This window comes from Synechococcus sp. (assembly GCF_982614295.1).
Genome location: NZ_CEXBMR010000022.1, coordinates 1 through 26,670 on the forward strand (window position 1 = coordinate 1; position 26,670 = coordinate 26,670).

The following is a 26,670-nucleotide window of genomic DNA, read 5'->3' on the forward strand; positions in this document are numbered from 1 at the left end:
GTGTTGTATACGACATCACCAGTAAGCCCCCCGGCACTATCGAGTGGGAATAGGGACTGGTGCTCCCTTGCCAATGCCGATAAAATTGGGTTCCTTACCTAAACCTGTGGGCGCCACCGTTTCGCTGCAGCAGGATTCCCAGTTGCAGCGCCGTTTGCAGCAAGACAGCATTGAGCTTGCAGGTAAAACCGTTTACCTAAATCCCTTTTTGTATTGGCGTCGTTTTGATGCCAATACAGATCGCTGGCTAAGGGAACCGGGCCAGATGGATGAGGAGCAGATTGAAAAAAATAGACTGCGTTTCTACCCAGAAGTGGTTTGGGAAGGGCTTAGTGAGGAAGACAGGGCAGTTAAAGCGGCTGCGGTGGAAATGTTCCTTAAAAGTTTGGAATTGATCAGCACCTTTAACCCTGAGCTCACCGCTGGCCAGTTGCTGGAACTGGAACGCAAAATGGCGGTAACTAAAAAAAGAGCTTTTGAACGTTGGGTGGCGAAATCGCTTAAGCGACGCAGCCAGGCGCAACTTGCGGAAAAGCGTCGTTTTAGCCGTGATCGCTGGCTGCGGGAATGGCAGGAGTGGAGTTTGGATCCAGTTACCCGCAAGGCCCTACTGCCTATCAGTGGTTTGCTACTTCTTGGCGGCCTAACCGGATGGTTTATGGGCACCCAACAGTTTTGCCGTCCGTTAATCTTGCAACCAGGAGTGCAACAACTTAGATAGTTCACCTATGTCTCAATCCCCTTTCTCTAATCCGCTTTTCAATTTGGGGATGCAAGCAGCTCAACGCTTAGCGCAGGAAGCATTAGGGAAATTTCAAAACTCTTCAGCAGATGCAGATGATCTTGTTGCGGTTCAAGTAACCGTTGAACAACCCTCTACGGATGCGGATGATTTAGCTGCACGTTTGGTTGCAATTTCAACGCGATTGGCTCAATTGCAAAAACTATTGGCGCGATGACCTTTGCCAGCGCTCGCCGCACGGCGCGGGCCACCGGCATGGGGCAGCAGCCAGTACTGCTGCTGCTGTTAATAGCAGGATTTCTCGCTGCAATGGGGGCACGGTTGGCTTGGCTGCAGCTGGCCCATGGCACAGAAAATCGAATCTTGGCGGATGAGAATCGGGTGCGGCTTGTGCCTCGTTCACCAATGCGTGGGCGTTTGCTTGATCGCCGCGGCAGGTTGATGGCAGGTAATCGCCTCACCTATAACCTTTATTTACTTCCAAAGCAGGTGGATGATAGCCGCTGGCAGCAATTGCAACAGCGTTTATCTGGCTTATTACGCTTACCGTTAAATCACTTAAACCAACAGCGTTTGAATGGTATTAATCCTGATGGTTATCGCATCGAATTGGTGGCAGATTTAAAACCTGAACAGGTATTGCGACTAAAAGAACAAGAAGTTAATTTACAGGGATTACAGGTAGATCAGGATTATCGCCGCTCCTATCTAAATGGTGTTCTTGGCGCCCATGTTTTGGGCTACACCAGCCCAATCACCGATACTGAATATAAATATTTAAAAGATAAGGGTTATCGAATTCAAGATCGCATCGGTCGTATTGGTATTGAAGCGGTATATGAATCTCAGCTACGCGGCGAATGGGGCGGCCAACAATTGGAGGTAAATGCAACAGGTGAGGTGCAACGAGTATTGGGCGATAAAAAGGCAAAAGCAGGAAAAGATTTAACTCTTACTTTAGATTTAGACCTGCAAAGAGCAGCAGATGAGGCCTTAGGAACCGTTGCTAAAGGTGCAATTGTTGCTTTGGATCCTCGCACTGGTGCGGTGCGGGCGATGGCTAGCCGCCCGAATTATGATCCGAATATATTTTCAAGAAATATAAATACTGCGGAATGGAAAGCGCTAAATCGTCCCGAGGCGCCGCTCTTAAATCGCGCCCTGCAGGGTTTTCCGCCTGCCAGCACTTTTAAAATTGTTACCACTGCTGCTGGCATTGAATCTGGCCTAATGAATGCAAAATCAACATTGCCAACTTTTAATTCATATTGTTATGCCGGCATGTGTTACGGAGACCATGGCAGCTTCGGTGCGATTGGCTTTCCTTTCGCCTTGGCGGTAAGTAGTAATAGTTTTTATTATCAAGTGGGTTTAAAGGTGGGGGAGGCCGAGTTATTTAAAGCGGCAAGACGTTTTGGTTACGGTAGTTTTAGTGGCATTGAATTGAAAACGGAAGAGTCTCCTGGGCTGTTGGGGGATGCGGCCTGGAAGCGGCAGGTACTGAATGAACCCTGGACCGCTGTCGACACAATCACTTCAGCTATCGGCCAGGGCGCCTTGCAGGTAACGCCACTGCAAATGGCGCGTCTATATGCCGCGGTAGCAAATGGCGGCAATTTGGTAACTCCCCATTTGGTAGAGGGTAAGCATGTCCCAAAACCAAAGCCAATGGGTCTCAAAGCAGACACGCTCAAGATGTTGAGGCAGGGTTTGCGCAGAGCGGTTACAGAGGGCACTGCAAAGGTGCTCAATGATCCAAATCTGCCTGCAGTTGCAGGTAAAACCGGTACTGGTGAGGATCCACCCCGGCCAGACCATGCCTGGTTTGGTGGTTATGCGCCAGCTGAAAAACCGCAACTTGTGATTGTTGCATTTGCAGAAAATAGTGGTGGCTACGGCGGTACGGTTTCGGCGCCGATGGTAAAAAAACTAATGGAGGTATTTTTTAAAAAAATGCCTCAAGCGGCTTTCACTAATTCCGCCGGTAGGCCCACTACGCGGCAGTAGTAATTGCGCAATTGCTTAGTGGCCCCAGCCCAGTCCCAACGTTCAGCTTCCGCCCTGGCCTTTTGCCGTAGCAACTGACGTTCCGCGTTATTACCCAACACACGCTTAGCGGCAGCGATCAAACTCGCAGCACCATCATCTGCGCCATCTGGCTCATAAAGGCAACCATTTACGCCGTCGGTAACGATGTCGGGAATCCCACCCCGGCGTGCTGCTACCACTGGGCTACCGGCGGCCATTGCTTCTAGTAAAACCAGGCCTAGGGTTTCTGTGCTGGAGGGAAATAAGAAAGCATCTGCGCTGGCATAGGCCCCTGCTAGTTCTTCACCGCCTAGATAACCAACAAAAGTGGTGGCGGTGCCAGCAAATACTTTTTCTAATTGTTGGCGGTGAGGGCCATCACCCACTAACGCCAACCTTGCATTGGGAACAGCATCGAGCACAGGCCGAATCCGTTCGATTTGTTTTTCTGCTGATAAGCGGCCCACATATAGCAACAAAGCATCACTATCGCTGTGGGGGCCTAATAAGCGCTTGCGAATTTCAGGCCGGGCCCGCTCAGGGCAGAACAAGTTTGTATCCACGCCCCTTTGCCAGAGAGCAGTGTGTTGGATGCCGTGGCTGCGCAGCTCTTCCACCATGGCAGTGGAGGTGCAGAGATTGAGTTGAGCTTGGTTATGGGCAGCTTTTAGTAATTCCCAAAGCAGAGGCTCCAGCATGCCCATGCCGTAGTGCTCAAGATATTTGGGTAGATGGGTGTGGTAACTAGCCACCAGTGGTAATTCTCTGGTTTTTGCGAGCCAGATGCCCCCTAATCCCAATACGGCTGGGTTTACTACGTGCACCAAATCGGGTTGGAATTGATCCAGCGCATCGGATACCGCTGGACGCGGCAGGGCAAGTTTTAGTTCTGGGTATAACGGCAGCGGCATTGCGGGCACCCCCACGATGCGGGCACCAGCGAAACTGCTAGGGGCTCCTTCAGGGCAAAAAACCAGCACTTCATCGCCCGCAATTACCAGTTGTTCAACCGTGCGGGAGAGGCGGGTAACAATCCCATCCACTTTTGGTAGAAAGGTTTCTGTAAAAAAGGCAATTTTCAAAGCCTTAGCCCTGCGTTAGGGCCTTGGCCTGGGTTTGGGTCCAGGCGGAAACACAAGGAATTCGGCTGCGATCACAACGTTGCGCAAAGCGCTTTGCCACATCCACCACTTCATTCATTAACCCGTTATCAAGGGTGGTGGGTTCAAGGCCAAGTTCAATAAAACAGCGGTTATCAACGATCAAATCGTTCTCAATTGCTTCTTTGCGGGGATTGGGCAGATAGTTGATGCTGGCTCCTGTGAGGGCAGCCACCTTTTCTGCAAGGGCACCCACTTGATGGCTTTCGGTCATTTGGTTGAAGATTTTTACCTTTTCAGCAGCGCTGGGGGGATGCTCTAGGGCCAGTTGCACGCAGCGCACTGAATCACGGATGTGAATAAAGGCACGGGTTTGGCCGCCGGTGCCATGCACGGTGAGGGGGTATCCAATGGCGGCTTGCATTAAGAAGCGATTCAGCACGGTGCCGTAGTCGCCGTCGTAATCAAAGCGATTGGTGAGCCTTGGGTCGCGGCTGGTTTGCTCAGTATTTGTGCCCCACACGATGCCTTGATGCAGGTCTGTGATCCGAATGCCGTCGTTTTTGTTGTAGTAATGAAAAAGCAGCTGATCCAATGTTTTGGTCATGTGATAAACGCTGCCTGGATCTGATGGATGCAGGATTTTCTCTACGAAACGGCTGCCATCGGGCTGGGGCACCTCAACGGTGAGATAACCCTCCGGGATGGTGGCACCACGGTGGGAGCCATAGCCATATACCCCCATGGTGCCCAGGTGCACGATGTGAACATCAAGGCCACTTTCAACAATTGCGCAGAGCAGGTTGTGGGTGCCGTTTACGTTGTTATCAACTGTGTAACGCTTGGTGGCACTGCTTTTCATCGAATAGGGAGCAGCCCTTTGTTCTGCGAAATGCACCACTGCTTCTGGCTGTTCCTGCCGCAGTAATTCCACCAACCGGTCGTAATCCTGGGCGATATCAAGGTTGATAAACCGCATCGGCTTACCGCCCACTTCCTCCCATACCCGCAACCTTTCGCCGATGGTGGTGATGGGGGTGAGAGATTCCACCTCCAAGTCGATGTCGATCTTGCGGCGGCTGAGATTATCAACCACCACCACATCGTGGCCACCATCTGCAAGGTTCACAGCACAGGGCCAGCCGCAGAAGCCGTCACCACCGAGCACCAAGACCTTCACGAATGTCTCCTGTCGATTGGAGCCCGGCTCCATCAACGCAAGCTACTACAGGGATCCGGGGGGGATCTGCAACACCGCAATATTTAGGCTGATCAACTGCCCACCAAGCCTGTTTTTGGGGAGCTGGCGCTGGCTTGGCTGCGCCTTGGCATCGCACCAGCTAGCAATGCATCTCGGCCTGCTTTGGTGGCTAAAGCCATGGCTTGAGCCATGCGAGCGGGGTTAACGCTGAGGGCAATGGCGCTATTGATCAAAAGGGCATCAGCCCCTAGCTCCATCGCCTGGGCGGCTTCGCTGGGCATGCGGATGCCGGCATCTACCACCACCGGCACCTGGGCTGCTTCGATGATCAAACGGATGTTTTCGAGGTTTGTGAGGCCCTGGCCGCTGCCGATCGGGGAGGCAAGGGGCATCACTGTTACGCAACCCACCTGTTCAAGCCGTTGCGCCAGCACAGGATCAGCGTGGATATAAGGCAAAACCGCAAAACCCTCATTTACAAGGGTTTCAGCCGCTTCCAAAGTGCCGATTGGATCCGGCAGTAGATGGGGGCCAGGGGGGATTACTTCAAGTTTCACAAAATTGTTATCTGTTTGGCCTGCTAGTGCTGCTAGTTCACGGCCTAGATGAGCAACCCGGATTGCTTCTGCGGCGGTGGCACAACCAGCGGTGTTGGGCAACATCCAAATTTTCGACCAATCAATGGCTTCCATGAGGCCGCCATGGCCTTGGGCATTGCTTTGTACCCGCCTCACGGCAACAGTAACGATTTCGCAACCACTCATCGCGATGCTTTGTTGCAAGGCTTCGATGTTTGGGTATTTGCCAGTGCCAGTGATTAAGCGACTCTTGAAATGGCGGCCAGCAATCACTAGGGGTTTGGGATCGGCTTGGTTTATTAAGTTGTTCATGGCTTAATCATGGGCTGCGGGCAGAACGGATCAAGAGCTGGCGGGCTAGGGCCCATTTTTAGTTGCCAAACTCCTACGGTTGCTACAGAGCACTATTTGCAGAGCTGCCCTGTGATTTCTGTATTACTTAGCTTGCCTCTTGTGGCGGTAACACCGCCGGCTTTTGTACCCTTCACCCCCCCATCCCAGGGCGCACTTGGCCCCTTAATGGTTGAGCCGCTGGATCCCCTTAATTCAGAGCGCATTCAAGTGGAAAGTTTTGATCCAGAAGCGCGCGCCCAATATTTAGCGGGCACGATGCCAAGGTTATGGCGAGGTGCGATGAGCACAAAAAATGCTCCTCGTTCAGTTACGGCTGAGCTAAATATTAATCGCATGGTGGCGATTGGTCAGAATTTAGATATATCTGGGATGCTCACATTGGCGGGGCAAGCAGTACCGATTCAGGCGAATATCAATACAAAAAGCGATCAAATGGCTATGTTGCTCCTTGGGGATAAGCTGCCGGTGGGCCTGGAAGCTGGCGGAGAATTTCAAGGTTTAGAAATGTTCAAATTAAGCAGCTGGGAGGGATCTAGATTAACAAGTGCTGGGGCGATTCTTGAATTGCTACCAGTTTCAACTAATACCTCAGCTGCTGCAGTGCGAGGCCTTTGGTAGTAATTTAAGTAATACCTGATAAAGCTTCTGGTTTTAATAACTTTAAACGTTTAAGAGCTGTATTGTTAGTTGATTCTAAATTTAATACTTGCACATATGCATTAATAGCATCGTCTGTTTTTTGCAATTTTTCAAGCGAAAAGGCCATGTTATTAAGAGCTACGGGATAATCAGCTTTCGCTCTTAAGGCAAGCCGATAATGCCTAATAGCATCATTGTGATTTTGTTGTGCAGCCAAAGAAAAACCAAGCGCATTTTGCACTAATGCTTGTGCTTCGGCCGGTTCGTTATCAAGTTGTTTAACAGCTTTTTTTAATGTGGTAACAGCTTGAGCAAATAAACGTTTATCTAGCTGTACGGATCCTAATTCGTAAAGGCTTGCCGCCTCTACTTTCATGCCATTGCATTGAAGTTCGAGCTTTGCCAGCCTTGCTTCATCGCGACGCACTCTAAATACTTGCCTGCCTACTACAACTGCAACAACGCCAAGCAGTGCTATCAGCCCCAGCAGATATGCCTGGGGCAGGGTTATTTCCATGCGGCTACCAGCGATTGGGGCTTAAAAAGTTCAGGCTTTAACGGCACCCACCACCGATTCAAAACTGGATGGATCGAGGATTGCAATTTGGGAAAGCATCTTGCGGTTGATGCGCACATCCGCCTTTTTAAGGCCACCCATCAAGCGGCTGTAGCTCAAGCCGTTCATCCGAGCAGCAGCGTTGATGCGAGCAATCCAAAGACGACGGAAATCGCGCTTACGGCGGCGACGGTCGCGATATGCATTGCAAAGTGCCTTCATCACCCGCTGGTTAGCGGTGCGGAACAACTTGCCATTACCGCCGCGGAAACCGCGAGCTAGGCGAAGGATCTTGTTACGACGTTTACGGGCAACGTTGCCCCTCTTAACGCGGGCCATGGTTCAAAAATTAGTGCAAATGAGTAGAAAACTGAAGCAGCCGGCAGTTAGCTGGCGTAAGGAAGCATGCGGCTTACACGATCGTGATCGGTTTCATCCACCACTGCCATGGTGCCCAAAAAGCGTTTGCGTTTAGGGCTTTTATGGTCTAACAGGTGGTTGTGAAAGGCATGACGACGCATGAATTTGCCGCTGCCCGTTTTACGGAAACGCTTGGCGGCGGCCCGGCGGGTTTTTAGCTTCGGCATTTCTAATGTATGGCGCGCAAACAACCAAGCTAACCTCTCAACCTCCTTTTAGCCAAGCTGCGTGCGCCAACTTTCGATCGGATTGTTGTTTCCCTTAGCCTTGATGTCTGGCTGCCGCACAGGCCTACAGGCGGCGGATCTGCCTATGCATTGGCCCACTAAGGGGCCCCCAGCGATTGCAGGCAACAATCCGCTGGTGTGGGTGGCCCTTGCGGATCGTTTACCAGCAGCAGCCCCTAATTCCCTAGTGCTGAAGGCAACAGCTGGATTGCTCATGTTGAGGGATGGCCGCGGGCTGGAGCGCAGGGGCCAGAGCTTTGAAATCCAGTGGCGCCGCGAGCCCTTGCCCCAGCCTTTGCTGCTCGAGCGCCGCGTGTTGGGACCCTTCCCCAGCTACGAATCAGCGGCTGAGGAGGCCCGCCTTTGGCGACTTAGAGGGGCTAAACCAGTGCTGGCTAGACCCCTGGATTGGGAGGTGTGGGCGCCACTGGGGAACCCTTTGCCGGAGGGGTCGGCACGGTTGGAGCGTTTTACCCATCAGCAGCGCTGGCGAGCTCAGCTAAAGCAAGCCGGCAAGGTAATAAATCTTGATGGGCCAATAACAATAAAAGCAAGCAATGGCTTGTCTTGGAAAGGGGGAACTTATGGCGGTCCGTTCCGATTGCAGGCAGATGCATATGGCACATGGACTTTGGTGGAGCAGGTGCCTTTAGAAATTTATTTACAGGGGGTGGTGCCCCATGAAATTGGCGCTTCGGCTCCTGCTGCAGCGCAAGCAGCGCAAGCAGTGCTTGCTCGCACCTGGGCCCTTGCTAATCAACAACGCTTTCAAGTGGATGGTTATCACCTGTGCTCCGATAGCCAGTGCCAGGTTTACGGCGATCCCAGCCAAACCCGTAATTCCTTGAGGGCCGCTCTAGCCGCAAGCAAGGGTTTACTGCTCACCTGGCAAGGCAAGCCGGTTCATGGTGTTTATAGCGCCTCCAATGGCGGTGTTTCTGCTGGTTTTGATGAGGGTTGGGGCGGGGGCCCCTTGCCTTATCTGCGCCCACAGTTAGATGGCCCAGCTACCGAGAAAAAACGTTTCCCCTTGCCAATTGTGGAAGGGGTTGGGCTCAATAAATTGCTGGAAGATGGCGGCAATCTCCATGGCCAAGCCCATCCTCGCCACCGCTGGCAGCGGCGGATCACCAGCCAGGATTTGGCTGCGATAGCTGCGGCAGAAGGCTTGGGCAACGTCCAAAATTTTGTAGTTGAACAGCGGGGCCCCAGTGGAAGGGTGTTGAAATTGCAGCTGCAAGGCAGTGCGGCTTCGTTGAATTTGCGCAGGGATCAAATTCGCAGGCGTTTGCGCCAATTGCCCAGCACATTGTTTGTAGTGGTGAAAGAGCAGCCTGGGGTTTGGCGATTTGATGGCGCTGGATTTGGCCATGGTGTGGGGCTTTCCCAAGCGGGTGCCATCGAATTAGCTCAACAGGGCTGGAGCAGCAGCCAAATTTTGAGGTATTACTTCCCTGGAACAAAACTGGAAAAATTAAAAACCCTCTCGAAGTAGATATTCCCTTAAAGTTTGAGCACTTGGGGGACGCCATGGTTGAAGGCGATTCCGCTTATCCCTATTGGCCAGAAGGGCGCAGGCGCAAAGCATTTATTTTTTTAGTTGCCTGTTTAGGGGCGGGTGCCATGCCCCATTTGCTGGGGCCCATCAGGGGTTTATTTCCTGCATTGGGGGCGGCACTGCTATTTGGTGGCTACAGCCTGCGCAGCATGCTCAGCCCCCGCCATCAAATCGAGGAACCTTTTAACGGTTTAGTTAGTGAAGCTCTAAGCAGCAATGCAGTAGCCAATTCCGTAGTCAATGCCTTAGCCAAAGCCGTAGCCAATGATCAATTGCCAAGGGTGGATGTATTGGTGGCAGCTAGGGATGAAGAAGCTGTTATTACTCGATTAGTGCAGGCTGTGGCAGATCTTGATTACCCCAAAGAATTACTAAGCCTTTGGGTAATGGATGATGGCAGCCTGGATCGTACGCCTCAAATTCTTGAAAAACTTGCGGAACAATTTCCATTTTTAGAGGTAAGGCGTAGGCCCCGTGATGCTGGTGGCGGTAAAAGTGCGGCCTTAAATGCTCTGTTACCCCAGCTGCAAGGGGAGTGGCTGATGGTGTTAGACGCTGACGCCAGTTTTGATCCCAACCTGCTCTTACGGCTAGCGCCGCATTTGAAGCTGCGCCAATGGGGAGCCTTGCAGCTGCGCAAAGCGGTGGAGCAAGCAGATTCCAGTTGGCTTACCCGTTCTCAAGCATTGGAAATGGCCTTTGATGCGGTGATCCAGGAAGGGCGGATTGCATCTGGTGGAATTGGTGAACTTCGCGGTAATGGTGAGTTGTTGCGCCGTGAAGTGCTGCTGGCTTGCGGTGGATTCAATGAAGACACTGTTACCGACGATCTTGATTTGAGTTTTCGTTTGCTACTCGCAGGCGAAGCGATCGGTGTGGTTTGGAATCCACCCGTGCAAGAAGAGCCTGTTACCCGTTGGGGTGCATTGTTGCGTCAACGGCAGCGCTGGGCAGAGGGGGGGCTGCAGCGTTATCTCGATTACTGGCCCGCTTTGATATCGGCCAAGTTGAGCATTGCCCAAAAATTCGACTTGTTTGTATTTTTTGTTCTGCAATATATGTTGCCAGTTGCAATTTACGGTGATTTATTTGCAGCAGTAGTTTGGCGTCAATTGCCTTTGCTTTGGCCTCTATCAATCTCAACATTAAGCCTCAGCGCTTTTGCTTTACGGCAAGCTGGTAAGCGCCCTAGTGATGGGCCGGCATTGCCGAGTAGCACAGGTTTAACTTTGTTAATGGCAAATACATATTTAATGCATTGGTTTTTGGTAATACCTTGGGTTAGTTTGCGAATGGCTTTAAAACCAAAACGTTTGATATGGTCAAAAACTACACATGTGGGTTTAGCTGTTCCCGGATTGCCATAAAATCTTTATTCTAAGTCGTCTGAAGCTAATACAACTTCGCCATTAAAGAATTCAGCTAAACGTTTTGCCTCTACTTCAATACCATTACTTTGAGTAGTTTGGCTAATTGCTTCAGTTTTCTGAATTGAAACGGGAGCGGCAGGAGTACTTATCGGTTTGGGAGTTGGTATTGAGATAGCAGGTTTAGTTATTTCTTTACTGATATGTGCATCTAAAACTTGAGCGCTGCCGGTTTCAATAATTACTTGCCTTGTTTCCCCTAATGCTTTTGTGGTTGCTTGTTCCAATAGAGGTAAACGGCTTTGCACCATTGCTACCCAGTTGGGCGCCACCCGCACCACTGCTTTGGAGCGATCTAGACGCACTAATTCCCCTTGTTGAGATAACAACATGCGAGTAGAGGGTAATTCAAGGCTGGCTAATATCTGTTGCCAAATCACAGCTAAATCCTGTGATTTGTTATTAGTTATCTCATTATTAACTATTTCATTATTAATAACAGGTGCTTTTTGGGGAGCTTCAATTTTTACACCAGTTTCTACCGGGGTGTGTATTGCTTTAGTAACTGGCGCTGATGCAATTGCTGGTTCCGATAGCAGGCCCAGCAGCAATACCTCCAGCCATAAGCGTGGCTGGGCGCTCTGGCGTAGTTGCGTTTCGCTGCCCCTTAAGCCTTGCTGCCAGCTCAGCAATTTTTGGCGTCCGAGCCGGTTTGCAAGCGCGGGCAATTCGGCTCGATTCGCTGGGGAGAAGCCACTCAATTCAGGCTGATCCGGCGCTGCAATCGCCAGCACTAAATCCCGCAGCAGCCCTGCAATTCCTTGCAGCACTGCGGTGGCTTCTCGGCCCCTATCTAATAATCCGCGTATGTTTTTTAATAGTGCTACCGGATCTGCAGCAGCTAATGCAGCCGCAAGCCCTAGTAATTCCTGTTCTGGTACTGCTCCCAGTAGTTCCCATACAGCATCTGGCTCTACCGGTGGTGGCAGCAGGCTCAGCTGATCTAGCAAGCTTTCAGCATCCCTTAGCCCCCCTTGGGCCATCTGAGCTACCAAATGAATAGCGGCTGGATTTATTGCAATCGCTTCTTGCTTTGCGATCCAGCTGAGGTGCTGTTCCATCGCTTCAAGCGGAATACGGCGAAAATCAAACCGTTGGCAACGGCTCAAAATTGTTGGTAGCACCCGTTGTGGATCTGTGGTTGCCAGCACAAAAACCACCCGCGGTGGTGGTTCTTCTAAGGTTTTTAAAAGTGCGTTAAATGCAGCGGTGGAAAGCATGTGGCATTCATCCACCACATAAACCTTCCAACGCGCCTGCACCGGCGCAAATCGTGAACGTTCAATCAAGTCGCGAATGTTGTCTACGCCGGTATTAGATGCAGCATCTATTTCAATAACATCCAAAGCGCTACCAGATGCGATCGAGCGGCATAATTCGCAGCTGCCGCATGGTTCTGGCGTGGGTTCAGCGCTGGCAATGCAATTCAGCGATCGCGCCAAAATTCTGGCACTGGAGGTTTTACCTGTGCCTCTTGGCCCTGTAAAAAGGTATGCCGGTGCAATGCGTCCAGTTCTTAGGGCGTTGCTAAGGGTGGTGGCGATAGCTTCTTGGCCCACGAGCTGGCTAAACCGCTGGGGCCTGTACTTATGGTGCAGCGGTTCATAGGCCATGGGTAAAGGCTACTCAGGCTTGGGTTTTCCCTTCAGCAATTCCTGGAGGTGGCTTCTAAGTTTTTCAACCGCTTCTAATTGCGTTGCAAATGTTTGTTCACTTAATTCTTGTTTAATATTTAATCCTTGCTCTAATAACATCTGGCCAAACCCCAGGGCCCGATCTACTTGGCTGCTACGGTGCTGCCCAGTTTTACACCACACGGCAAAATGTTCGCAGTTATTTAGCATTAGGTTGTAGCGTTCTTCCCCGAGCCGTCGCATTGCTCGACGCAGGGTTACCCCCACAGGGTTTGCATCACTATGAGCCACAACCTTTACGGGTTCACCAAGGCTGAATTCCGCCAATGGGCTGCGCAATATTTGTTTTCCTTCTAGATAATGCACCACAGTGCCGTCGCCAAGATCAATGCCGTGGTGCATAAATAAACCATGGCGCCGCGGAACTTCTAGATGATCGGCCGCGGCCATAGCTTTAAGCGCGTTCCTGTTGATCAATGCTGCTGGGGTGGGCGATCACTTTGGCACTATGACGTTCTTCTACTAAGGCTTGAGTAATTACAAATTTAGGTACATCGGTTCGGCCAGGAAGGTCGTACATCAAATCAAGCATTAATTCTTCTACGATCCCCCGCAAGGCGCGGGCTCCTGTTTTACGGCGATTCGCTTCGATCGCGATTGCCCTAATCGCTCCGGGTTCAAATTCCAAACGCACACTATCCATAGAAAGCAGGGTTTGAAACTGTTTCACTAGGGCATCGCGGGGTTCAGTGAGGATCGCTTCTAGGGCATCTTCATCTAGCGGTTCAAGAACAGCGCTCACAGGCATACGGCCGATAAATTCAGGAATTAGTCCGTATTTCACCAAATCATTAGGCTCTAGATGACGTAATACCTTGGCGGCATCTAATTCCTTATTGCGATTGCGGCCGCGGTTGTCGGTTTGTACAAAGCCGATTGCATTACGGCCTAGCCGCCTTTGGATTACGTCTTCAAGGCCAACAAAAGCGCCACCGCAGATAAACAGAATCTGGCTGGTGTCTATTTGAATGCAATCTTGATATGGATGTTTACGCCCGCCTTGAGGTGGCACATTTGCCACAGTGCCCTCAAGCATTTTCAACAGCGCCTGCTGCACCCCTTCCCCAGATACATCTCTAGTGATCGATGGGTTTTCACTTTTACGGGCGATTTTATCGATCTCATCAATGTAAATAATCCCTCTCTGGGCCTGTTCCACATCTAAATCTGCTTTTTGCAGTAAACGCAGCAAGATGTTTTCCACATCTTCACCCACATAGCCTGCTTCTGTGAGCGTGGTGGCATCTGCTACAGCAAATGGCACCTCTAGTAATTCAGCTAGGGTTTGCGCCAATAATGTTTTGCCGCAGCCTGTAGGGCCAATCAACAAAATGTTTGATTTATGCAAACGGGTGGCACTTGCTTCGCTTTCCCCTTTGCCATCCCCCTGCCAAGCCAGGCGTTTGTAGTGGTTATAAACAGCAACAGACAATACTTTTTTTGCTTCTTCTTGTCCCACCACCTGGCGATCTAGAAAATTTTTGATCTCTCGCGGTTTTGGAATGCTTGCGAGGGTGGGAATTGGCTTTGAAACCTTTTTGGTTGGGGCAGTTTTGCGGCTGCTCTCTTGCACTCCATGGCGGCTGCCGCCCCCTTGCACGTCTACAAGTTCTTCATCAAGGATCTCGTTGCAAAGATCGATGCATTCATCACAGATATAAACGCCGGGGCCCGCGATCAACTTGCGTACCTGCTCTTGCGACTTTCCGCAAAACGAGCACTTCAGGTGAGCATCAAACTTTGCCATCGCCCCTTACTGGTTAGCTGCTGAAAACACAGGATCAACCCCAAAGGGGGTCGCGTCAACGCGTTAGTCGATTACAACTTTATCGATTAGCCCATATTCCACTGCTTCGTGGGGGGAAAGAAAGAAGTCTCTGTCTGTATCTTCGGCAACTTTTTCGATCGGTTGGCCCGTATGGGCTGCCATCAAACCATTGAGTGTGTCTTTAAGGAACAGGATTTCTTTAGCTTGAATTTCAATATCAACCGCTTGGCCTTGGGCTCCTCCAAGGGGTTGGTGGATCATGATTCGGGCATTAGGCAAAGCCAAACGCTTACCTTTACGCCCTCCGCAAAGCAAAAAGGCACCCATGCTGGCGGCCAGGCCATAACAAATCGTTACCACATCCGGGCTCACCTGTTGCATCGTGTCGTAGATCGCTAAGCCAGCCGTTACCGAGCCTCCAGGCGAATTTACGTAGATTTGAATATCTTTTTCTGGATCTTCTGCTTCTAAGAAAAGCAGTTGCGCCACGATTGCATCGGCCACCGCATCGTTAATGGGAGTGCCAAGGAAAATAATTCTGTCTCGCAGCAGGCGCGAGTAGATATCAAATGCCCGTTCACCACGCCCCGATTGCTCCACCACGGTGGGCACCATGGTGTTTTGCCAGTGGCTATGAACTGGATGAAAATGTAGGGCGTTGAGCACGGGCTGCCGCTGTATTCAGCTCAATCTATTGGTTTGGCTTTGCCCTTTGCCTTAGCAGCGGGCTTTTTGCTGGATTCATCAGCGCTAGAAACCTTTTCGGGGATGTTTTTGGAAATTTTGATGGTGGCATTTTCTTCAAGCCAGCTAAAAACCGCCTCCTTAAGCAGATCTTCCGCAACAGCAGCCCGCAGCCGTGCGTGATCAATCCGATTGGTATCGCTTAAACCGCGGATCACCTCTTTTAATTTCGCCTCCAAAATTGAATCTTCCACAGCGATAGCTTCCGCTTTGGCAAGGGCTTGCAAGGCAAGGCTGCCCCGCAGCCGTTCAGTGGCCTCCTCCCGTGATTTGCTGGCCAGATTGCGCACCAGCTCAGGGGTGAACAGTTTGTTGATATCCATCCCCTGGCGAGACATCTCAGCAGCGGTTTCCTGCAACATTGTGTTCACTTCTTCTTTAATCAAACTTTCAGGGATTTCCACCTCTAATTCCGCCACCAAAGCTTTCAGCAAAGCTTGTTCGCGGTTGATTTTTTGGCGTTTTTCGGCGTCAACTTTTAGGCGTGTTTCCAGTTCTGTGCGCAGTTCTGCCAGGGTTTCTTTATCGCTTGCTTGTTGAGCGAAGGCATCATCAAGGCTGGGTAGTTCTTTGGCTTTGAGATCGTTAAGGCTGATTTTGAAGCTAGCGCCACGGCCGCGGCATGTTTCATCTGGGTAATCGCTAGGAAATTGGCAATTCACCTCGGTTTCAGCGCCAAGGGTTAATCCCACGATCCCTTCAACAAAGCCGGGAATCATTCGCCCCACCTCCAGCTCCACCTCAAGGCTTTCAGCGCTGCCACCGCTTATTGGTTCATCGGTATCGCTAAAAACACCGCTGAAGCTCACTACAGCCACATCACCGATGGCGGCAGCTCTATCGCTAATCGGCACCAGGGTGGCCAGTTGCCTGCGGGATTGCTCGAGCAGCTCATCTACCCGAGCTGGATCGAATTGCACTTCTTCTGCTTCTGCTTTTAATCCTTTGGTGGTTTTTAGAGTTGGCGTTGGTGGTACATCCATTTCCAGTTTCAACAGCAACTCCTTACCGGGTTCAAATTGCGCTAGCAGGCTGTCGAAACCACCGCTCAATTCCGGTTGCCCGAGGGCTTTTAACTGCTCTTGGGCGAGGGCATCTTTCAACACGCTTTCCACTAACTCTTCAAGGGCTGTGGCCTTCACCCGCGTAGCCCCCAGTTGTTGCAACAAAACTGGCCGCGGCACCTTTCCTTGACGGAACCCAGCCAGCTTCACAGTGAGGCCCAATTTCTTAATTGCCGCCTCGTAGGAGGCTTGGCAGCGGCCGCCGGGCACCCCAACTTCGATGGCTAATCGACTGCCAGGCAAAGGGGAAGTGGAAACCGTAAGGGTGCTGCTCATGGGTAGGCCGATTCAATCCAAGCTCGTGATCCTAGAAACAAACCGGCACGGGGATCCTCAAAGCGTATTATTGGGATAACAAACGAGAAGGCGATGCCCTTCCGTGGTTGTTCAGCTTTGCTTGATTTCACTTACCACCGTTGACCCCCGCAAACGCGGCTAAGCCGCAAACCGTTGCCATTCTTGGGGCCACAGGCGCAGTGGGCCAAGAACTACTTGCTCTTTTGGCTGAACGAGCTTTTCCGATCAAGGAATTACGGCTTTTGGCCTCCCCCCGCTCGGCTGGTGTTGCGGTGCCCTGGCAAGGGGAAAAACTTAAGGTGCAAGCTGTTGATGAAGCAGCCCTGCAGGGGGTAGATCTTGTTTTGGCATCAGCTGGTGGTTCGGTGTCGCGCCAGTGGGCACCCATAGCGGTGCAGCAAGGGGCAATTGTTATTGATAATTCCAGCGCTTTTCGCCTTGATCCTGAAGTGCCACTGGTGGTTCCAGAGGTGAATCCAGCGGCTGCCCTGCAGCACAAAGGCATAATTGCCAACCCGAATTGCACCACAATTTTGTTGAGTTTGGCGTTAGCTCCGCTTGCGGCGCAGCGCCCCTTGAAGCGAGTGGTGGTAAGCACTTATCAATCTGCCAGTGGCGCTGGCGCTAGGGCGATGGAGGAGTTACAGCAGTTGAGCCGCACTGTTCTCGATGGTGGTGAACCGCAAAGTGAAGTGTTGCCTTATTCGTTGGCATTTAATTTGTTTTTGCACAATTCACCGCTGCAAGCAAATGGGTACTGCGAAGAAGAATTGAAGATGCTCTATGAAACTCGCAAGATCATGGGGCTCGATCAACTGCGTTTAACTGCCACTTGCGTGCGTGTTCCGGTGCTAAGAGCCCATTCGGAAGCGGTGAATCTTGAATTCGAAGAACCATTCCCTGTAGAGGAGGCCAGGGCCTTGCTATCGGCAGCAGCCGGCTTGGAATTAATTGAAGATTTCGCCACTAATCGCTTCCCGATGCCCAGCGATGTAACCGGCCGTGATGCGGTGGCGGTGGGCCGAATTCGCCAAGATTTAAGTAATCCAAATGCACTTGAATTCTGGCTTTGCGGTGATCAAATTCGTAAAGGAGCCGCATTGAATGCAATCCAAATTGCTGAACTTTTGCAGCAGCAGGTGGCGCCATGAGTAGTGCAGTTTTTGGGCATTTAGTTACAGCGATGGTTACACCATTTGATAGTGATGGTGCACTGGATCTTGGCCTTGCTGGTCGTTTGGCTCGACACCTTGTAGATCACGGCTCTGATGCCTTAGTTGTATGCGGCACTACTGGTGAATCACCAACGCTTTGTTGGGATGAGCAACATGCTTTGTTGCAAGCTGTGCTCTTAGCAGTTGCTGGTAAGGCCAAGGTATTAGCTGGCACCGGCAGTAACTCCACCGCTGAAGCAATCGAAGCCACCCGGGAGGCAGCTGCTTTGGGGGCCGATGGTGCCCTTGTAGTGGTGCCTTATTACAACAAGCCACCCCAAGCTGGTTTGGAAGCTCATTTCGCTGCAGTGGCAGCAGCAGCGCCAAATCTGCCTCTGATGCTTTACAACATTCCCGCTAGAACCGGTTGCAGCCTTGCCCCAGAAACCACAGCCCGATTAATGCAATATTCCAATGTGGTGGCGTTTAAAGCAGCCAGCGGCTCAGTGGATGAAGTGAGTAGTTTGAGAGCTACCTGCGGAGATCGCTTAGCAATTTATAGCGGCGATGATTCTTTAACCCTGCCAATGTTGGCATTGGGGGCGGTTGGAGTTGTGAGTGTTGCAAGTCATTTGGTGGGGGAGGAATTGCAACAGATGATTCAAGCTTTTTTGGCTGGTGAAATACAGAAGGCCCTTTCGATTCACGAACGTTTGTTACCTCTTATGCAAGGTTTGTTTTGTAGTAGCAACCCCATTCCAGTTAAAGCTGCATTAGAGCTTGAGGGGTGGCCCGTTGGTTCGGCCCGCTTGCCTTTGGTGCCAGCCCCTAGTGTTATTCGTGAATCCCTCGCCGTTTTGCTTGCCGCTTTGCGTCCTACCTGACCTCAAGGCGATGGGCAGCCGCTCATTATCTTTCCACTTTCCAATTATTTTTTAAAAGGTTTCTATGGCTATTTCAGCAACACCCGCAACCAAAACACCAGCGCTACGGGTGATCCCGTTAGGAGGTTTACATGAGATTGGTAAAAATACTTGTGTATTTGAATACGGCGATGATTTGATGTTAGTTGATGCTGGCCTCGCCTTCCCAAGCGATGGTATGCACGGCGTAAATGTTGTTATGCCAGACACTAGTTACTTAAGGGAAAATCAAAAAAGAATCCGTGGGATGATTGTTACCCACGGCCATGAAGATCATATTGGTGGCATTTCTCACCACCTTAAGCATTTTAATATTCCGATCATTTATGGGCCCCGGCTGGCACTTTCTCTTCTGGAAGGCAAAATGGCCGAAGCCGGTGTGGCAGATCGCACCACCTTGCAAACCGTTGCACCACGCGATGTGGTGAAGGTGGGGCAGCACTTTAAAGTTGAGTTTATCCGTAATACTCACTCAATCGCCGATAGTTTTTCATTGGCGATAACAACACCTGTGGGAGTTGTTGTATTTACCGGTGATTTTAAGTTTGATCACACCCCTGTAGATGGCGAATATTTTGATATTCAGCGGATGGCTCAATACGGAGAGCAGGGCGTGCTCTGCATGTTTAGTGATTCCACAAACGCTGAGTTGCCTGGATTCACTCCATCAGAACGGGCGGTATTTCCTAATCTAGATCGCCATATTTCCACAGCGGAAGGCAGGGTATTAATAACTACTTTTGCAAGTTCAGTGCATCGTGTATCGATGATTCTTGAGCTGGCCCTTAAGCACGGCCGCAAGGTTAGTTTGCTTGGTCGCTCGATGCTTAACGTGATTGCAAAAGCACGGGAATTGGGTTACATCCGCTGCCCAGATGAACTGTTTGTTCCTATCAAGCAGATTCGTGATATTCCCGATCGCGAAACACTTTTATTGATGACTGGTAGCCAAGGTGAATCGCTTGCCGCTTTGAGCCGAATCTCCCGTTGCGAGCATCCTCAAGTGCAGGTTAAATCCACAGATAAAATCATTTTCTCAGCCAGCCCAATCCCAGGTAACACAATTTCGGTTGTGAATACTATTGATCGCTTGATGATGCTTGGCGCCAAGGTGGTGTATGGCAAAGGTGAGGGCATTCACGTTTCTGGCCATGGCAGCCAAGAGGATCAAAAGTTGATGATTGCTCTTACAAGGCCTAGGTTTTTTGTACCTGTGCACGGTGAACATCGCATGTTGATGTGCCATTCCCGCACCGCTCAATCTATGGGCGTACCAGAAAATAATATTTTGATTATTGATAACGGTGATGTGGTGGAACTCACCCCCGATTCCATCCGTAGGGGTGATCCTGTAAAAGCTGGTATCGAATTGCTGGATAATTCACGCAATGGCATTGTTGATGCCCGCGTATTAAAAGAACGCCAGCAATTAGCTGGTGATGGTGTAATCACAATGCTTGCTGCCATCAGCACTGAAGGTTTGATGGTGGCTCCACCACGGGTAAATCTGCGGGGTGTGGTTACAACAGCTGAACCGCGCAAGATGTCGATGTGGGCTGAACGGGAAGTGGGTTGGGTTTTGGAAAACCGTTGGAATCAGTTAGCCCGCAACACTGGCGGCAATGCTCCCGAGGTGGATTGGGTTGGTGTGCAGCGGGAGATTGAGGTGGGTTTGCAACGGCGTATGCGGCGCGAATTGCAGGTGGAACCTTTGATCATTTGCTTGGTGCAGCCCGCCCCAGCCGGTACCCCTGCTTATGTTTCGAAGAATCCGGTGGAAGATCGTGCACCGGTATCTCGGGCAGCACGGGCTGAAAGAGATCGTCCTCAATCTCAACCCCAGGCCCAGGCCCAAGCTCAACCCGCAAGCGCCGCCCCAGCAGAAGCTGAGCTGCAACCAGCAGACGACAATCGTCTGCGCCGCCGCCGCCCCAGCGCCGCTGTTGGCTGATTAGCTGTTAAGCCAGATGTGTAAACGATCCCATTCGAGCGTTTTGCCTTTGGCTAAAACCATTTGATTTGGGCCCCGGTTGGTTTCCAATTGGGGCCACAATTGTTTTATTTGTGTTGCCCCCATTGCAGCTAAACCCTGTTGCAGCAGCCAATGTTGCAACAACTGGCCGCGGCAGGGAATTGATAATGCCATCAACTTTTTGCGTTGTATTTTTGAATCATCTGCCTGCAAAGCTTTAAGAGCGAGATCAAGTAATTCTCCATAGCTTTCTTGTTCAGCGCTAAATCCTTCTGCAGTTGCAGCCATTCTTTGTGTGGCACCTGGATGCAATTGCTCCAGCACTGGTAACACCTCATTACGGATTCGATTACGGCTAAAACGTTGATCAGTGTTGCTGGGATCCAGCCAGATTGGGATTGACAATGTTTCACAAATCCTGGCGGTATCTGCCCTAGAAAAATTTAGTAAAGGCCGCACAAGTTGAATTCCTTGGCAGAGCTGCCGTTGCGCCATCAAGCTGCCCAGGCCGCGACGGTGGCTGCCGCGGGCCAGATGCAAAAGCAGCGTTTCACTGCGATCGTTTGCGGTGTGGGCCGTGAGCACAATTCTGCAGTCTTGAGTTTTGGCCCGCTGCTCGAGGCAGCCATAACGCCATTCCCTTGCAGCAGCTTCTGTATGTAGCGGATTCGCCCAGCTATCGATCTGAATTTTTAGGTTTTTGCTTTTTGCCCATGCAGCTAGGGCCTCAGCCTGTTGTTCTGATTCTTGGCGCCAACAGTGATTGCCATGCCACAGCTGCAGTTGCCAGTGGTGCAAGCGTTGTAAATCCAGCATTAATGCTGTTAACGCCATGGAGTCTTGGCCGCCAGATACCGCCAACAACAGTTGGGCCCCAGGGGGCAGCAGCAGAGGTTCGCGCAACAAGCGCTGGTGCAGCCGCAGGTGGTAAGTGCTCCAGGAAATTGCCATAGCAATAGCTTCCCTGTAATTGGGCTTACGTGGGAGAATTAAAGATCTGAATTAGCACTGTTATGTTGCTGCCCCATTCCCTAAATACGGCCCTAAGCGAGCAGCGCTTACTCAAAGTGATAGCTGGACTAGCCAATTTTGATGCCACGGCTGTTGCAATGGTGGCTCGCGCTGCGGCAGCGGGGGGCGCTGATTTAATCGATGTGGCTTGCGACCCAGCCCTGGTGAGATTGGCCGCGGCTCAATCTGGTTTACCAATCTGCGTATCAGCAGTTGATCCCGAACTGTTTCCTGCAGCGGTGGTAGCAGGGGCCACGATGTTGGAAATTGGAAATTACGACAGTTTTTACCCCCTTGGTCGGGTGTTTGGAGCAGTTGAGGTGCTCGAGCTCACTCTCCGCACCAAGGTTCTAGCTGCTGATATTCCCCTCTCGGTAACAGTGCCCCACACCTTGCCCCTTGATCAACAGGAGCAGTTGGCGATTGATTTGGTAACAGCAGGAGCCGATTTAATCCAAACTGAAGGCGGCAGCAGCGCTCGGCCTTACAGCCCTGGCGTGCAGGGTTTAATTGAAAAGGCAGCTCCAACCCTTGCGGCAGCCCATGTAATTAGCCGTGCGGTGCGAGTTCCTGTGCTTTGCGCCTCTGGTTTATCAGCCGTTACCTTGCCTCTTGCTCAAGCGGCAGGTGCTGCAGGGGTGGGAGTTGGTTCTGCTGTGAACAGGCTTAACGATGAAATTGCAATGGTGGCGGTAGTGCGTGGCTTGAGGGAGGCTCTCGTGGCTACTGTTGCGAGAACAATCATCGCTAAATAAATGACTGGCTTTGCCTGGCTACTGCAATGGCCAGTTCGGGCAATAGTGCTACTTGTAGTTGCTAGTTTGCCCCTTGGGGTGGAATTTGAGGGCTTTGGCGCTGCGTTGCTATCAGCTGGCGCCATTGGTTTATTAGGCACCTTATTAACATTGCCATTAAAAGCTCTATTTTTATTGCCTTGGGCTGTGAGTAGTTTAGGTGGCTTAATTCAGCCGATTAGTTTATTATTTAATTGGGTCATAACAGCAATATTATTTGGTATAGCTGCCAGCATGGTGGATGGGTTTCGCTTAAAAAATGGGATCTTTAGTGTGCTGCTTGGCGCTTTGGCATACAGCACTTTTAGCACGGTATCTTTGCGCCTTCTCGGCTTGATGAGCTAATAAAGTTTGATCGGCTTACAAAGCAGTGATTTTCTCTTTAGTATTTAATGCCAATAGATTGAGCCCCGGTGGATTTCCGCCTTCAAGCTCCATATAGCCCCAATGGGGATCAGCCCAGCGCCATCGAAACCCTGGTGCAGGGTGTTGATGCCGGCGAACGATATCAAACCCTGCTGGGTGCTACTGGCACAGGCAAAACGTTCTCAATCGCTAATGTGATCCAGCGCACCGGACGCTCGGCTTTAGTTTTAGCCCATAACAAAACCCTGGCAGCTCAGCTATGTAATGAGTTGCGGGAATTTTTTCCGCAGAATGCTGTTGAATATTTTATATCTTATTATGATTATTACCAGCCTGAGGCATATGTGCCGGTTTCAGATACATATATCGCTAAGACAGCATCTATCAATGAAGAGATAGATATGTTGCGTCACTCGGCGACGCGCTCTTTATTTGAGCGCAATGACGTGATTGTTGTTGCATCGATAAGTTGTATTTATGGCCTTGGTATTCCCTCGGAATACTTAAAGGCAGCAGTGCCATTTAAAGTGGGGGAAACAATAGATTTACGCTCTTCTTTGCGTGAACTTGTTAATAATCAATATACGCGTAATGATACAGAGATTGCGCGCGGTCGCTTTCGAGTTAAAGGAGATGTGTTGGAAATTGGCCCGGCCTACGAAGATCGATTAGTAAGAATTGAATTATTTGGTGATGAGGTGGAAGCCATTCGTTATGTAGACCCCACCACCGGTGAAATTTTAAAAAGTTTAGAACAAATTAATATCTATCCTGCCAAACACTTCGTTACACCGAAAGATCGCTTAGATGGCGCAATTGCTGAGATACGAGCTGAACTGCGCTTTCGCTTGGATGAATTACAAGGCCAGGGGAAACTTTTGGAAGCGCAGCGTTTAGAGCAGCGCACCACCTACGATCTTGAAATGTTGCAACAGGTGGGTTATTGCAATGGAGTTGAAAATTATGCTAGGCATTTAGCTGGAAGGCAAGCGGGTACGCCACCTGAATGCTTGATTGATTATTTCCCTAAAGATTGGCTGTTAGTTGTAGATGAAAGCCACGTTACCTGCTCACAATTACATGCCATGTATAACGGTGATCGAGCTAGAAAGCAGGTATTAATTGATCATGGTTTTCGCTTGCCAAGCGCTGCTGATAACCGCCCTTTAAAAGCAGAAGAATTCTGGCAAAAAGCGCAACAAACAATTTTTGTAAGCGCAACTCCAGGAAATTGGGAACTAGAAATATCAAATGGCCAAATAGCAGAACAGGTAATCCGCCCCACAGGAGTGCTAGATCCAATTGTGGAAGTGCGGCCTACCGGTGGGCAGGTTGATGATTTGTTGGGTGAGATCCGGGTGCGGGCTGATCGCAAAGAAAGGGTGTTGATAACAACGCTCACAAAACGTATGGCAGAAGATCTTACTGATTATTTAGCTGAAAATCAGGTAAAAGTTAGATATTTGCATTCTGAAATTCACTCGATTGAACGCATTGAAATTATTCAAGATTTGCGCAATGGTGAATATGACGTGTTGGTTGGGGTGAATTTATTGCGGGAGGGCTTGGATTTACCGGAGGTGTCGTTAGTGGCGATATTAGATGCAGATAAGGAGGGCTTTTTGCGCGCTGAAAGGTCTTTAATTCAAACGATAGGAAGGGCAGCTCGTCATATTGATGGCAGGGCTATTTTATACGCAGATAATCTCACCGATTCAATGGCAAAGGCGATAACCGTAACTGAAAATCGTCGTGCTGTTCAACATGAATATAATTTAAAGCACGGTATTACTCCAAGACCTGCAGGCAAAAGCTCAATAGGTAATAACCCAATTCTTGCTTTCCTTGAGTTATCACGCAAATTAAATGATGAGCAGCCCGCCGAAGCGCCTGAAGTTTCCAATCACTATGGAGTTTCACTAGAAGCAATGCCTGAATTAATTAAACAGCTGGAGGATAAAATGAAAATAGCAGCTGCAAACCTAGACTTTGAAGCGGCAGCTAGTTTGCGTGATCAAATCAAAAAATTACGCCAAAAATTAGTAGGTAGCACTTGAGTATGTTCTGTTGATTTGTGGTTAATTCAATTTAAAATGTTTGCTGCTGCCCACGCTGCACTGGCTGGTCCCAAGAGGATGCCATTGCGATAATGGCCGGCCAAAATCATTAAGCCTGGCAGCAGCAGCTCAAGAATTGGAGCTGTGCGTTCTAGTGGTTGTGCCCTTACCCCCTGCCATTTGCGTAATATTTGAGCTCGCTTTAACCATTCTGGTGCTGCTCCATTTAGGTGTTGCATCGCCTGCAGTGCCTCTGTTGAGCCCATTTGGCTTGTAGTTTGAGTCGGTTCCAGGGTGGCACCAAGCCAAAGGCGACCCCCAGGGCGGGGTACCAAATTGATGCCACCCCAATTAATATTGCCCTGCCAATTGATATCTGTAGGGAGCTTTAACTCAAGCGCTTGGCCAATTACAGGCTGCAAGGTGATCGCAGTAGAAATATCTTCTGCTAATGGCTTTAACAACTCAGTGCTGGCAAGCCCTGAACAAAGCAAAATCACGTCAAACTTTCTATTTTCAATATATTTTTGATTATTTTGATCATTGTTAATGCAGAGCCAGCTCACCTGCCAGTTGCCGCAATCTTGTTTCAGTTGATTCACAAGCCCATCAATAATTTCTAGTCCGTAATTTTGGCCACTACGTAATAGTGCCTGCATCCACTGCTGGGGATCAACCTGACCATCAAATTCGCTCCACAATGCCCCGCATACACCTTGCGGTAGCTCTGGTAGACGACCGCTATTTACAAAATTATTTAATTGAATAGGATCAAAAGTTTCCAGCTTTATATTTTCTTTTTTACGTTTTTCTGCTAGCGCTTGTTGTTTTTTGAATTGGTTGCTGCTATCTGCAAGCATCCAGAGCCCCCGTTGGATTGGTACCTCAAAGCCAGCGGCCTCTAATTCCTGTTGCCATTGCCCGAATAGGGCTAACGATTGTTGCCTAAGCCGCCAATTTCTGCCGCCACTGCGTTGAAATACATTAGCCATTAATAAACCCAGGGCTGCAATACTTCCCCCAGTTATGTCTTTTTTTGGAGATATAATTGTTACATTGAATCCTTGTTTGCTCAACAGCCAGGCTGTGCAGCAGCCAACAAAACCGCTGCCAATAACTGCAACTTTTTTTTGCTTATTAATTAAATTCAGTTGAGCGCTGCGCTTGGGATTACTTCGGCGTAGGCGCCAAAGCCACTGGCAACGCGAATGTAATTTTTGCTTAGGGTGTTGCCATCTTGCAAGCGTGCTGATTCGTCTAATTCCGCTAATGATTCTTTTAAGGCATTAGCGCGTTTGTTTGCTTCGGCGCGATCAGCTGGTAGTAAACGTTGGTTGATGTAGCTCATCTCGCGGCTTACTTCTTGCATTGGGCCATGAATCAAGTTACGGGTAAATACCCAGTTTTTTTCATTCACCAAAGTGGCCAGCTCAGGCAGGCGCTCTTTAGCGGCTAAAAAGCCCTGAGCTTGTCGCCCGATTGTTGCCATATCCTCTGCGCTAATCGTTGGCGCGGCTTTGGCATTTCCACCATCACAGGCGCTTAAGCCAATGCTGAGCACAAACGCAAGAGCCCATAGGGCAAGGCGACGCAGGGCAGACACCATTATTAGAACGCTGGTTGGCAGCAGTTTACCGACCACATCCCTGGGATCTCAGTGTAGATATGAAATTTGACCCCCACCATTGCTACGACGCCCTTGTGGTGGGTAGTGGTGCCACCGGTGCTGTGGCAGCTAACACCCTGGCCCAACAGGGTTTAAAGGTGCTGGTGCTGGAGGCGGGTGCTGATAAATCCGTTGGCGAAGCCCTTGGGGCAGAACCTTTAAATAGCCTGCGGCGCTTGGCCCACCTCAGTGCCGGCCACCATTTGCTGCAAAGCCAGCACCCTGGCTATTGGAAAAATAACCCCGATCTTTATATAAACGAACAGCAAAACCCCTACACCACCCCCGCTGATCAGCCTTTTCTTTGGACCCGTGGCCGCCAGGTGGGGG

At 50.3% G+C, this 26,670-nt stretch carries 27 protein-coding genes and 1 pseudogene; 14 read left to right on the forward strand and 14 right to left on the reverse strand.

Features of this window, described 5'->3' with window-relative positions; all coding sequences use genetic code 11:
• The 4 genes from AC2JC8_RS05230 to mrdA all read left to right on the forward strand — a co-directional run.
• On the forward strand, window positions 1–53 hold a 53-nt coding region (locus AC2JC8_RS05230; protein ID WP_484594309.1), incomplete at its 5' end, for a GMP synthase (glutamine-hydrolyzing).
• 20 nt (window positions 54–73) lie between these two features.
• The gene (locus AC2JC8_RS05235; protein WP_484400634.1) at window positions 74–721 is read left to right on the forward strand and encodes a hypothetical protein; all 648 of its coding nucleotides are present in this window, start codon (window positions 74–76) and stop codon (window positions 719–721) included.
• 7 nt (window positions 722–728) lie between these two features.
• On the forward strand, window positions 729–959 hold the full coding sequence (locus tag AC2JC8_RS05240) for a hypothetical protein (RefSeq protein WP_484400633.1): 231 nt from the start codon (window positions 729–731) through the stop codon (window positions 957–959).
• Window positions 956–2,749, forward strand: coding sequence for a penicillin-binding protein 2 (mrdA, locus tag AC2JC8_RS05245; protein ID WP_484400632.1), 1,794 nt, complete (start codon window positions 956–958; stop codon window positions 2,747–2,749). Before AC2JC8_RS05240 ends, mrdA begins: the two co-directional genes overlap by 4 nt.
• On the opposite strand, the gene AC2JC8_RS05250 is transcribed toward mrdA, so the two are convergent.
• The 3 genes from AC2JC8_RS05250 to AC2JC8_RS05260 all read right to left on the reverse strand — a co-directional run bounded on the left by AC2JC8_RS05250 (window position 2,701) and on the right by AC2JC8_RS05260 (window position 5,961).
• Complete coding sequence (locus tag AC2JC8_RS05250; RefSeq protein WP_255131073.1) at window positions 2,701–3,852, reverse strand: glycosyltransferase family 4 protein; 1,152 nt, start codon at window positions 3,850–3,852, stop codon at window positions 2,701–2,703. The two genes, mrdA and AC2JC8_RS05250, sit on opposite strands and share 49 nt — an antisense overlap.
• 4 nt (window positions 3,853–3,856) lie before the next feature.
• Entirely contained in the window at window positions 3,857–5,050 is a 1,194-nt protein-coding gene (locus AC2JC8_RS05255; RefSeq protein ID WP_255131105.1) for an NAD-dependent epimerase/dehydratase family protein, read from the reverse strand.
• 92 nt (window positions 5,051–5,142) lie between these two features.
• On the reverse strand, window positions 5,143–5,961 hold the full coding sequence (locus AC2JC8_RS05260; protein ID WP_484400631.1) for a HisA/HisF-related TIM barrel protein: 819 nt from the start codon (window positions 5,959–5,961) through the stop codon (window positions 5,143–5,145).
• A gap of 111 nt (window positions 5,962–6,072) precedes the next feature.
• Between AC2JC8_RS05260 and AC2JC8_RS05265 the strand changes: the two genes are divergently transcribed.
• A complete protein-coding gene (locus AC2JC8_RS05265; protein WP_484420079.1) occupies window positions 6,073–6,621 on the forward strand; it encodes a hypothetical protein in 549 nt (182 codons plus the stop codon).
• Window positions 6,622–6,625: 4 nt separating this feature from the next.
• Here AC2JC8_RS05265 and AC2JC8_RS05270 read toward each other — a convergent pair whose 3' ends face one another.
• The 3 genes from AC2JC8_RS05270 to rpmI all read right to left on the reverse strand — a co-directional run bounded on the left by AC2JC8_RS05270 (window position 6,626) and on the right by rpmI (window position 7,785).
• Complete coding sequence (locus tag AC2JC8_RS05270) at window positions 6,626–7,069, reverse strand: hypothetical protein (protein ID WP_484594304.1); 444 nt, start codon at window positions 7,067–7,069, stop codon at window positions 6,626–6,628.
• A gap of 120 nt (window positions 7,070–7,189) precedes the next feature.
• Window positions 7,190–7,537: a 50S ribosomal protein L20 gene (gene rplT, locus AC2JC8_RS05275; protein ID WP_484400627.1), complete on the reverse strand. Its 348-nt coding sequence runs from the start codon at window positions 7,535–7,537 to the stop codon at window positions 7,190–7,192.
• Between the two features lie 47 nt (window positions 7,538–7,584).
• The gene (gene rpmI, locus AC2JC8_RS05280; protein ID WP_484400626.1) at window positions 7,585–7,785 is read right to left on the reverse strand and encodes a 50S ribosomal protein L35; all 201 of its coding nucleotides are present in this window, start codon (window positions 7,783–7,785) and stop codon (window positions 7,585–7,587) included.
• Between the two features lie 103 nt (window positions 7,786–7,888).
• Between rpmI and AC2JC8_RS05285 the strand changes: the two genes are divergently transcribed.
• Both AC2JC8_RS05285 and AC2JC8_RS05290 read left to right on the forward strand, forming a co-directional pair.
• The gene (locus AC2JC8_RS05285) at window positions 7,889–9,340 is read left to right on the forward strand and encodes a SpoIID/LytB domain-containing protein (RefSeq protein ID WP_484594305.1); all 1,452 of its coding nucleotides are present in this window, start codon (window positions 7,889–7,891) and stop codon (window positions 9,338–9,340) included.
• A gap of 35 nt (window positions 9,341–9,375) precedes the next feature.
• Window positions 9,376–10,770: a glycosyltransferase family 2 protein gene (locus tag AC2JC8_RS05290; RefSeq protein WP_484594306.1), complete on the forward strand. Its 1,395-nt coding sequence runs from the start codon at window positions 9,376–9,378 to the stop codon at window positions 10,768–10,770.
• A gap of 5 nt (window positions 10,771–10,775) precedes the next feature.
• Here AC2JC8_RS05290 and AC2JC8_RS05295 read toward each other — a convergent pair whose 3' ends face one another.
• From AC2JC8_RS05295 to tig, 5 genes and pseudogenes are all read right to left on the reverse strand, one after another.
• Window positions 10,776–12,443, reverse strand: a complete 1,668-nt coding sequence (locus tag AC2JC8_RS05295; protein ID WP_484594307.1) for a DNA polymerase III subunit gamma/tau — start codon at window positions 12,441–12,443, stop codon at window positions 10,776–10,778.
• Window positions 12,444–12,470: 27 nt separating this feature from the next.
• A pseudogene (locus AC2JC8_RS05300) lies at window positions 12,471–12,914 on the reverse strand (lecithin retinol acyltransferase family protein); the annotation flags it as partial.
• A 4-nt stretch (window positions 12,915–12,918) separates the two neighbouring features.
• Window positions 12,919–14,271: an ATP-dependent protease ATP-binding subunit ClpX gene (gene clpX / locus AC2JC8_RS05305; RefSeq protein WP_255132769.1), complete on the reverse strand. Its 1,353-nt coding sequence runs from the start codon at window positions 14,269–14,271 to the stop codon at window positions 12,919–12,921.
• Between the two features lie 63 nt (window positions 14,272–14,334).
• Window positions 14,335–14,907 (reverse strand): ATP-dependent Clp endopeptidase proteolytic subunit ClpP, encoded by a 573-nt coding sequence (gene clpP / locus AC2JC8_RS05310; RefSeq protein WP_255132775.1) that lies wholly within the window; start codon window positions 14,905–14,907, stop codon window positions 14,335–14,337.
• A 71-nt stretch (window positions 14,908–14,978) separates the two neighbouring features.
• Entirely contained in the window at window positions 14,979–16,376 is a 1,398-nt protein-coding gene (tig, locus tag AC2JC8_RS05315) for a trigger factor (RefSeq protein WP_484400620.1), read from the reverse strand.
• A gap of 140 nt (window positions 16,377–16,516) precedes the next feature.
• Here tig and AC2JC8_RS05320 point away from each other — a divergent pair, with 140 nt between their 5' ends.
• From AC2JC8_RS05320 to AC2JC8_RS05330, 3 genes are all read left to right on the forward strand, one after another.
• Window positions 16,517–17,548, forward strand: coding sequence for an aspartate-semialdehyde dehydrogenase (locus AC2JC8_RS05320; protein WP_484400618.1), 1,032 nt, complete (start codon window positions 16,517–16,519; stop codon window positions 17,546–17,548).
• A complete protein-coding gene (gene dapA / locus AC2JC8_RS05325; protein WP_484400617.1) occupies window positions 17,545–18,435 on the forward strand; it encodes a 4-hydroxy-tetrahydrodipicolinate synthase in 891 nt (296 codons plus the stop codon). The genes AC2JC8_RS05320 and dapA overlap by 4 nt, the downstream gene beginning before the upstream one ends.
• 64 nt (window positions 18,436–18,499) lie before the next feature.
• Window positions 18,500–20,425: a ribonuclease J gene (locus AC2JC8_RS05330; RefSeq protein ID WP_484400616.1), complete on the forward strand. Its 1,926-nt coding sequence runs from the start codon at window positions 18,500–18,502 to the stop codon at window positions 20,423–20,425.
• On the opposite strand, the gene tilS is transcribed toward AC2JC8_RS05330, so the two are convergent.
• Window positions 20,426–21,397 carry a tRNA lysidine(34) synthetase TilS gene (tilS, locus tag AC2JC8_RS05335; protein ID WP_484400615.1) on the reverse strand — a complete coding sequence of 324 codons (972 nt, stop codon included), beginning with the start codon at window positions 21,395–21,397 and terminating at the stop codon, window positions 20,426–20,428.
• A gap of 62 nt (window positions 21,398–21,459) precedes the next feature.
• On the opposite strand from tilS, the gene AC2JC8_RS05340 reads away from it, so the two are divergent.
• From AC2JC8_RS05340 to uvrB, 3 genes are all read left to right on the forward strand, one after another.
• Window positions 21,460–22,212: a DUF561 domain-containing protein gene (locus tag AC2JC8_RS05340; protein WP_484400613.1), complete on the forward strand. Its 753-nt coding sequence runs from the start codon at window positions 21,460–21,462 to the stop codon at window positions 22,210–22,212.
• Window positions 22,213–22,596 carry a phage holin family protein gene (locus AC2JC8_RS05345; protein WP_484420172.1) on the forward strand — a complete coding sequence of 128 codons (384 nt, stop codon included), beginning with the start codon at window positions 22,213–22,215 and terminating at the stop codon, window positions 22,594–22,596.
• 68 nt (window positions 22,597–22,664) lie between these two features.
• Window positions 22,665–24,674 carry an excinuclease ABC subunit UvrB gene (gene uvrB / locus AC2JC8_RS05350; RefSeq protein ID WP_484400611.1) on the forward strand — a complete coding sequence of 670 codons (2,010 nt, stop codon included), beginning with the start codon at window positions 22,665–22,667 and terminating at the stop codon, window positions 24,672–24,674.
• A gap of 26 nt (window positions 24,675–24,700) precedes the next feature.
• Here the strand turns inward: uvrB and AC2JC8_RS05355 are convergent, their stop codons facing one another.
• A complete protein-coding gene (locus AC2JC8_RS05355) occupies window positions 24,701–25,936 on the reverse strand; it encodes an NAD(P)/FAD-dependent oxidoreductase (protein ID WP_484420175.1) in 1,236 nt (411 codons plus the stop codon).
• A complete protein-coding gene (gene psbQ, locus AC2JC8_RS05360) occupies window positions 25,822–26,280 on the reverse strand; it encodes a photosystem II protein PsbQ (RefSeq protein WP_484400610.1) in 459 nt (152 codons plus the stop codon). The genes AC2JC8_RS05355 and psbQ overlap by 115 nt, the downstream gene beginning before the upstream one ends.
• A 59-nt stretch (window positions 26,281–26,339) precedes the next feature.
• On the opposite strand from psbQ, the gene AC2JC8_RS05365 reads away from it, so the two are divergent.
• On the forward strand, window positions 26,340–26,670 hold a 331-nt coding region (locus tag AC2JC8_RS05365), incomplete at its 3' end, for an NAD(P)-binding protein (protein WP_484594308.1).

What these genes read in the sequence shown, in the direction of transcription:
- clpX (WP_255132769.1), bottom strand. Translation starts at nt 14,271, where the DNA reads ATGGCAAAGTTTGATGCTCACCTGAAGTGCTCGTTTTGCGGAAAGTCG.
- AC2JC8_RS05295 (WP_484594307.1), bottom strand. Translation starts at nt 12,443, where the DNA reads ATGGCCTATGAACCGCTGCACCATAAGTACAGGCCCCAGCGGTTTAGC.
- mrdA (WP_484400632.1), top strand. Translation starts at nt 956, where the DNA reads ATGACCTTTGCCAGCGCTCGCCGCACGGCGCGGGCCACCGGCATGGGG.
- AC2JC8_RS05290 (WP_484594306.1), top strand. Translation starts at nt 9,376, where the DNA reads ATGGTTGAAGGCGATTCCGCTTATCCCTATTGGCCAGAAGGGCGCAGG.
- rpmI (WP_484400626.1), bottom strand. Translation starts at nt 7,785, where the DNA reads ATGCCGAAGCTAAAAACCCGCCGGGCCGCCGCCAAGCGTTTCCGTAAA.
- AC2JC8_RS05330 (WP_484400616.1), top strand. Translation starts at nt 18,500, where the DNA reads ATGGCTATTTCAGCAACACCCGCAACCAAAACACCAGCGCTACGGGTG.
- AC2JC8_RS05340 (WP_484400613.1), top strand. Translation starts at nt 21,460, where the DNA reads ATGTTGCTGCCCCATTCCCTAAATACGGCCCTAAGCGAGCAGCGCTTA.
- AC2JC8_RS05240 (WP_484400633.1), top strand. Translation starts at nt 729, where the DNA reads ATGTCTCAATCCCCTTTCTCTAATCCGCTTTTCAATTTGGGGATGCAA.
- dapA (WP_484400617.1), top strand. Translation starts at nt 17,545, where the DNA reads ATGAGTAGTGCAGTTTTTGGGCATTTAGTTACAGCGATGGTTACACCA.
- tilS (WP_484400615.1), bottom strand. Translation starts at nt 21,397, where the DNA reads ATGGCAATTTCCTGGAGCACTTACCACCTGCGGCTGCACCAGCGCTTG.
- AC2JC8_RS05235 (WP_484400634.1), top strand. Translation starts at nt 74, where the DNA reads ATGCCGATAAAATTGGGTTCCTTACCTAAACCTGTGGGCGCCACCGTT.
- AC2JC8_RS05260 (WP_484400631.1), bottom strand. Translation starts at nt 5,961, where the DNA reads ATGAACAACTTAATAAACCAAGCCGATCCCAAACCCCTAGTGATTGCT.
- rplT (WP_484400627.1), bottom strand. Translation starts at nt 7,537, where the DNA reads ATGGCCCGCGTTAAGAGGGGCAACGTTGCCCGTAAACGTCGTAACAAG.
- AC2JC8_RS05285 (WP_484594305.1), top strand. Translation starts at nt 7,889, where the DNA reads ATGTCTGGCTGCCGCACAGGCCTACAGGCGGCGGATCTGCCTATGCAT.
- clpP (WP_255132775.1), bottom strand. Translation starts at nt 14,907, where the DNA reads ATGGTGCCCACCGTGGTGGAGCAATCGGGGCGTGGTGAACGGGCATTT.
- tig (WP_484400620.1), bottom strand. Translation starts at nt 16,376, where the DNA reads ATGAGCAGCACCCTTACGGTTTCCACTTCCCCTTTGCCTGGCAGTCGA.
- AC2JC8_RS05345 (WP_484420172.1), top strand. Translation starts at nt 22,213, where the DNA reads ATGACTGGCTTTGCCTGGCTACTGCAATGGCCAGTTCGGGCAATAGTG.
- psbQ (WP_484400610.1), bottom strand. Translation starts at nt 26,280, where the DNA reads ATGGTGTCTGCCCTGCGTCGCCTTGCCCTATGGGCTCTTGCGTTTGTG.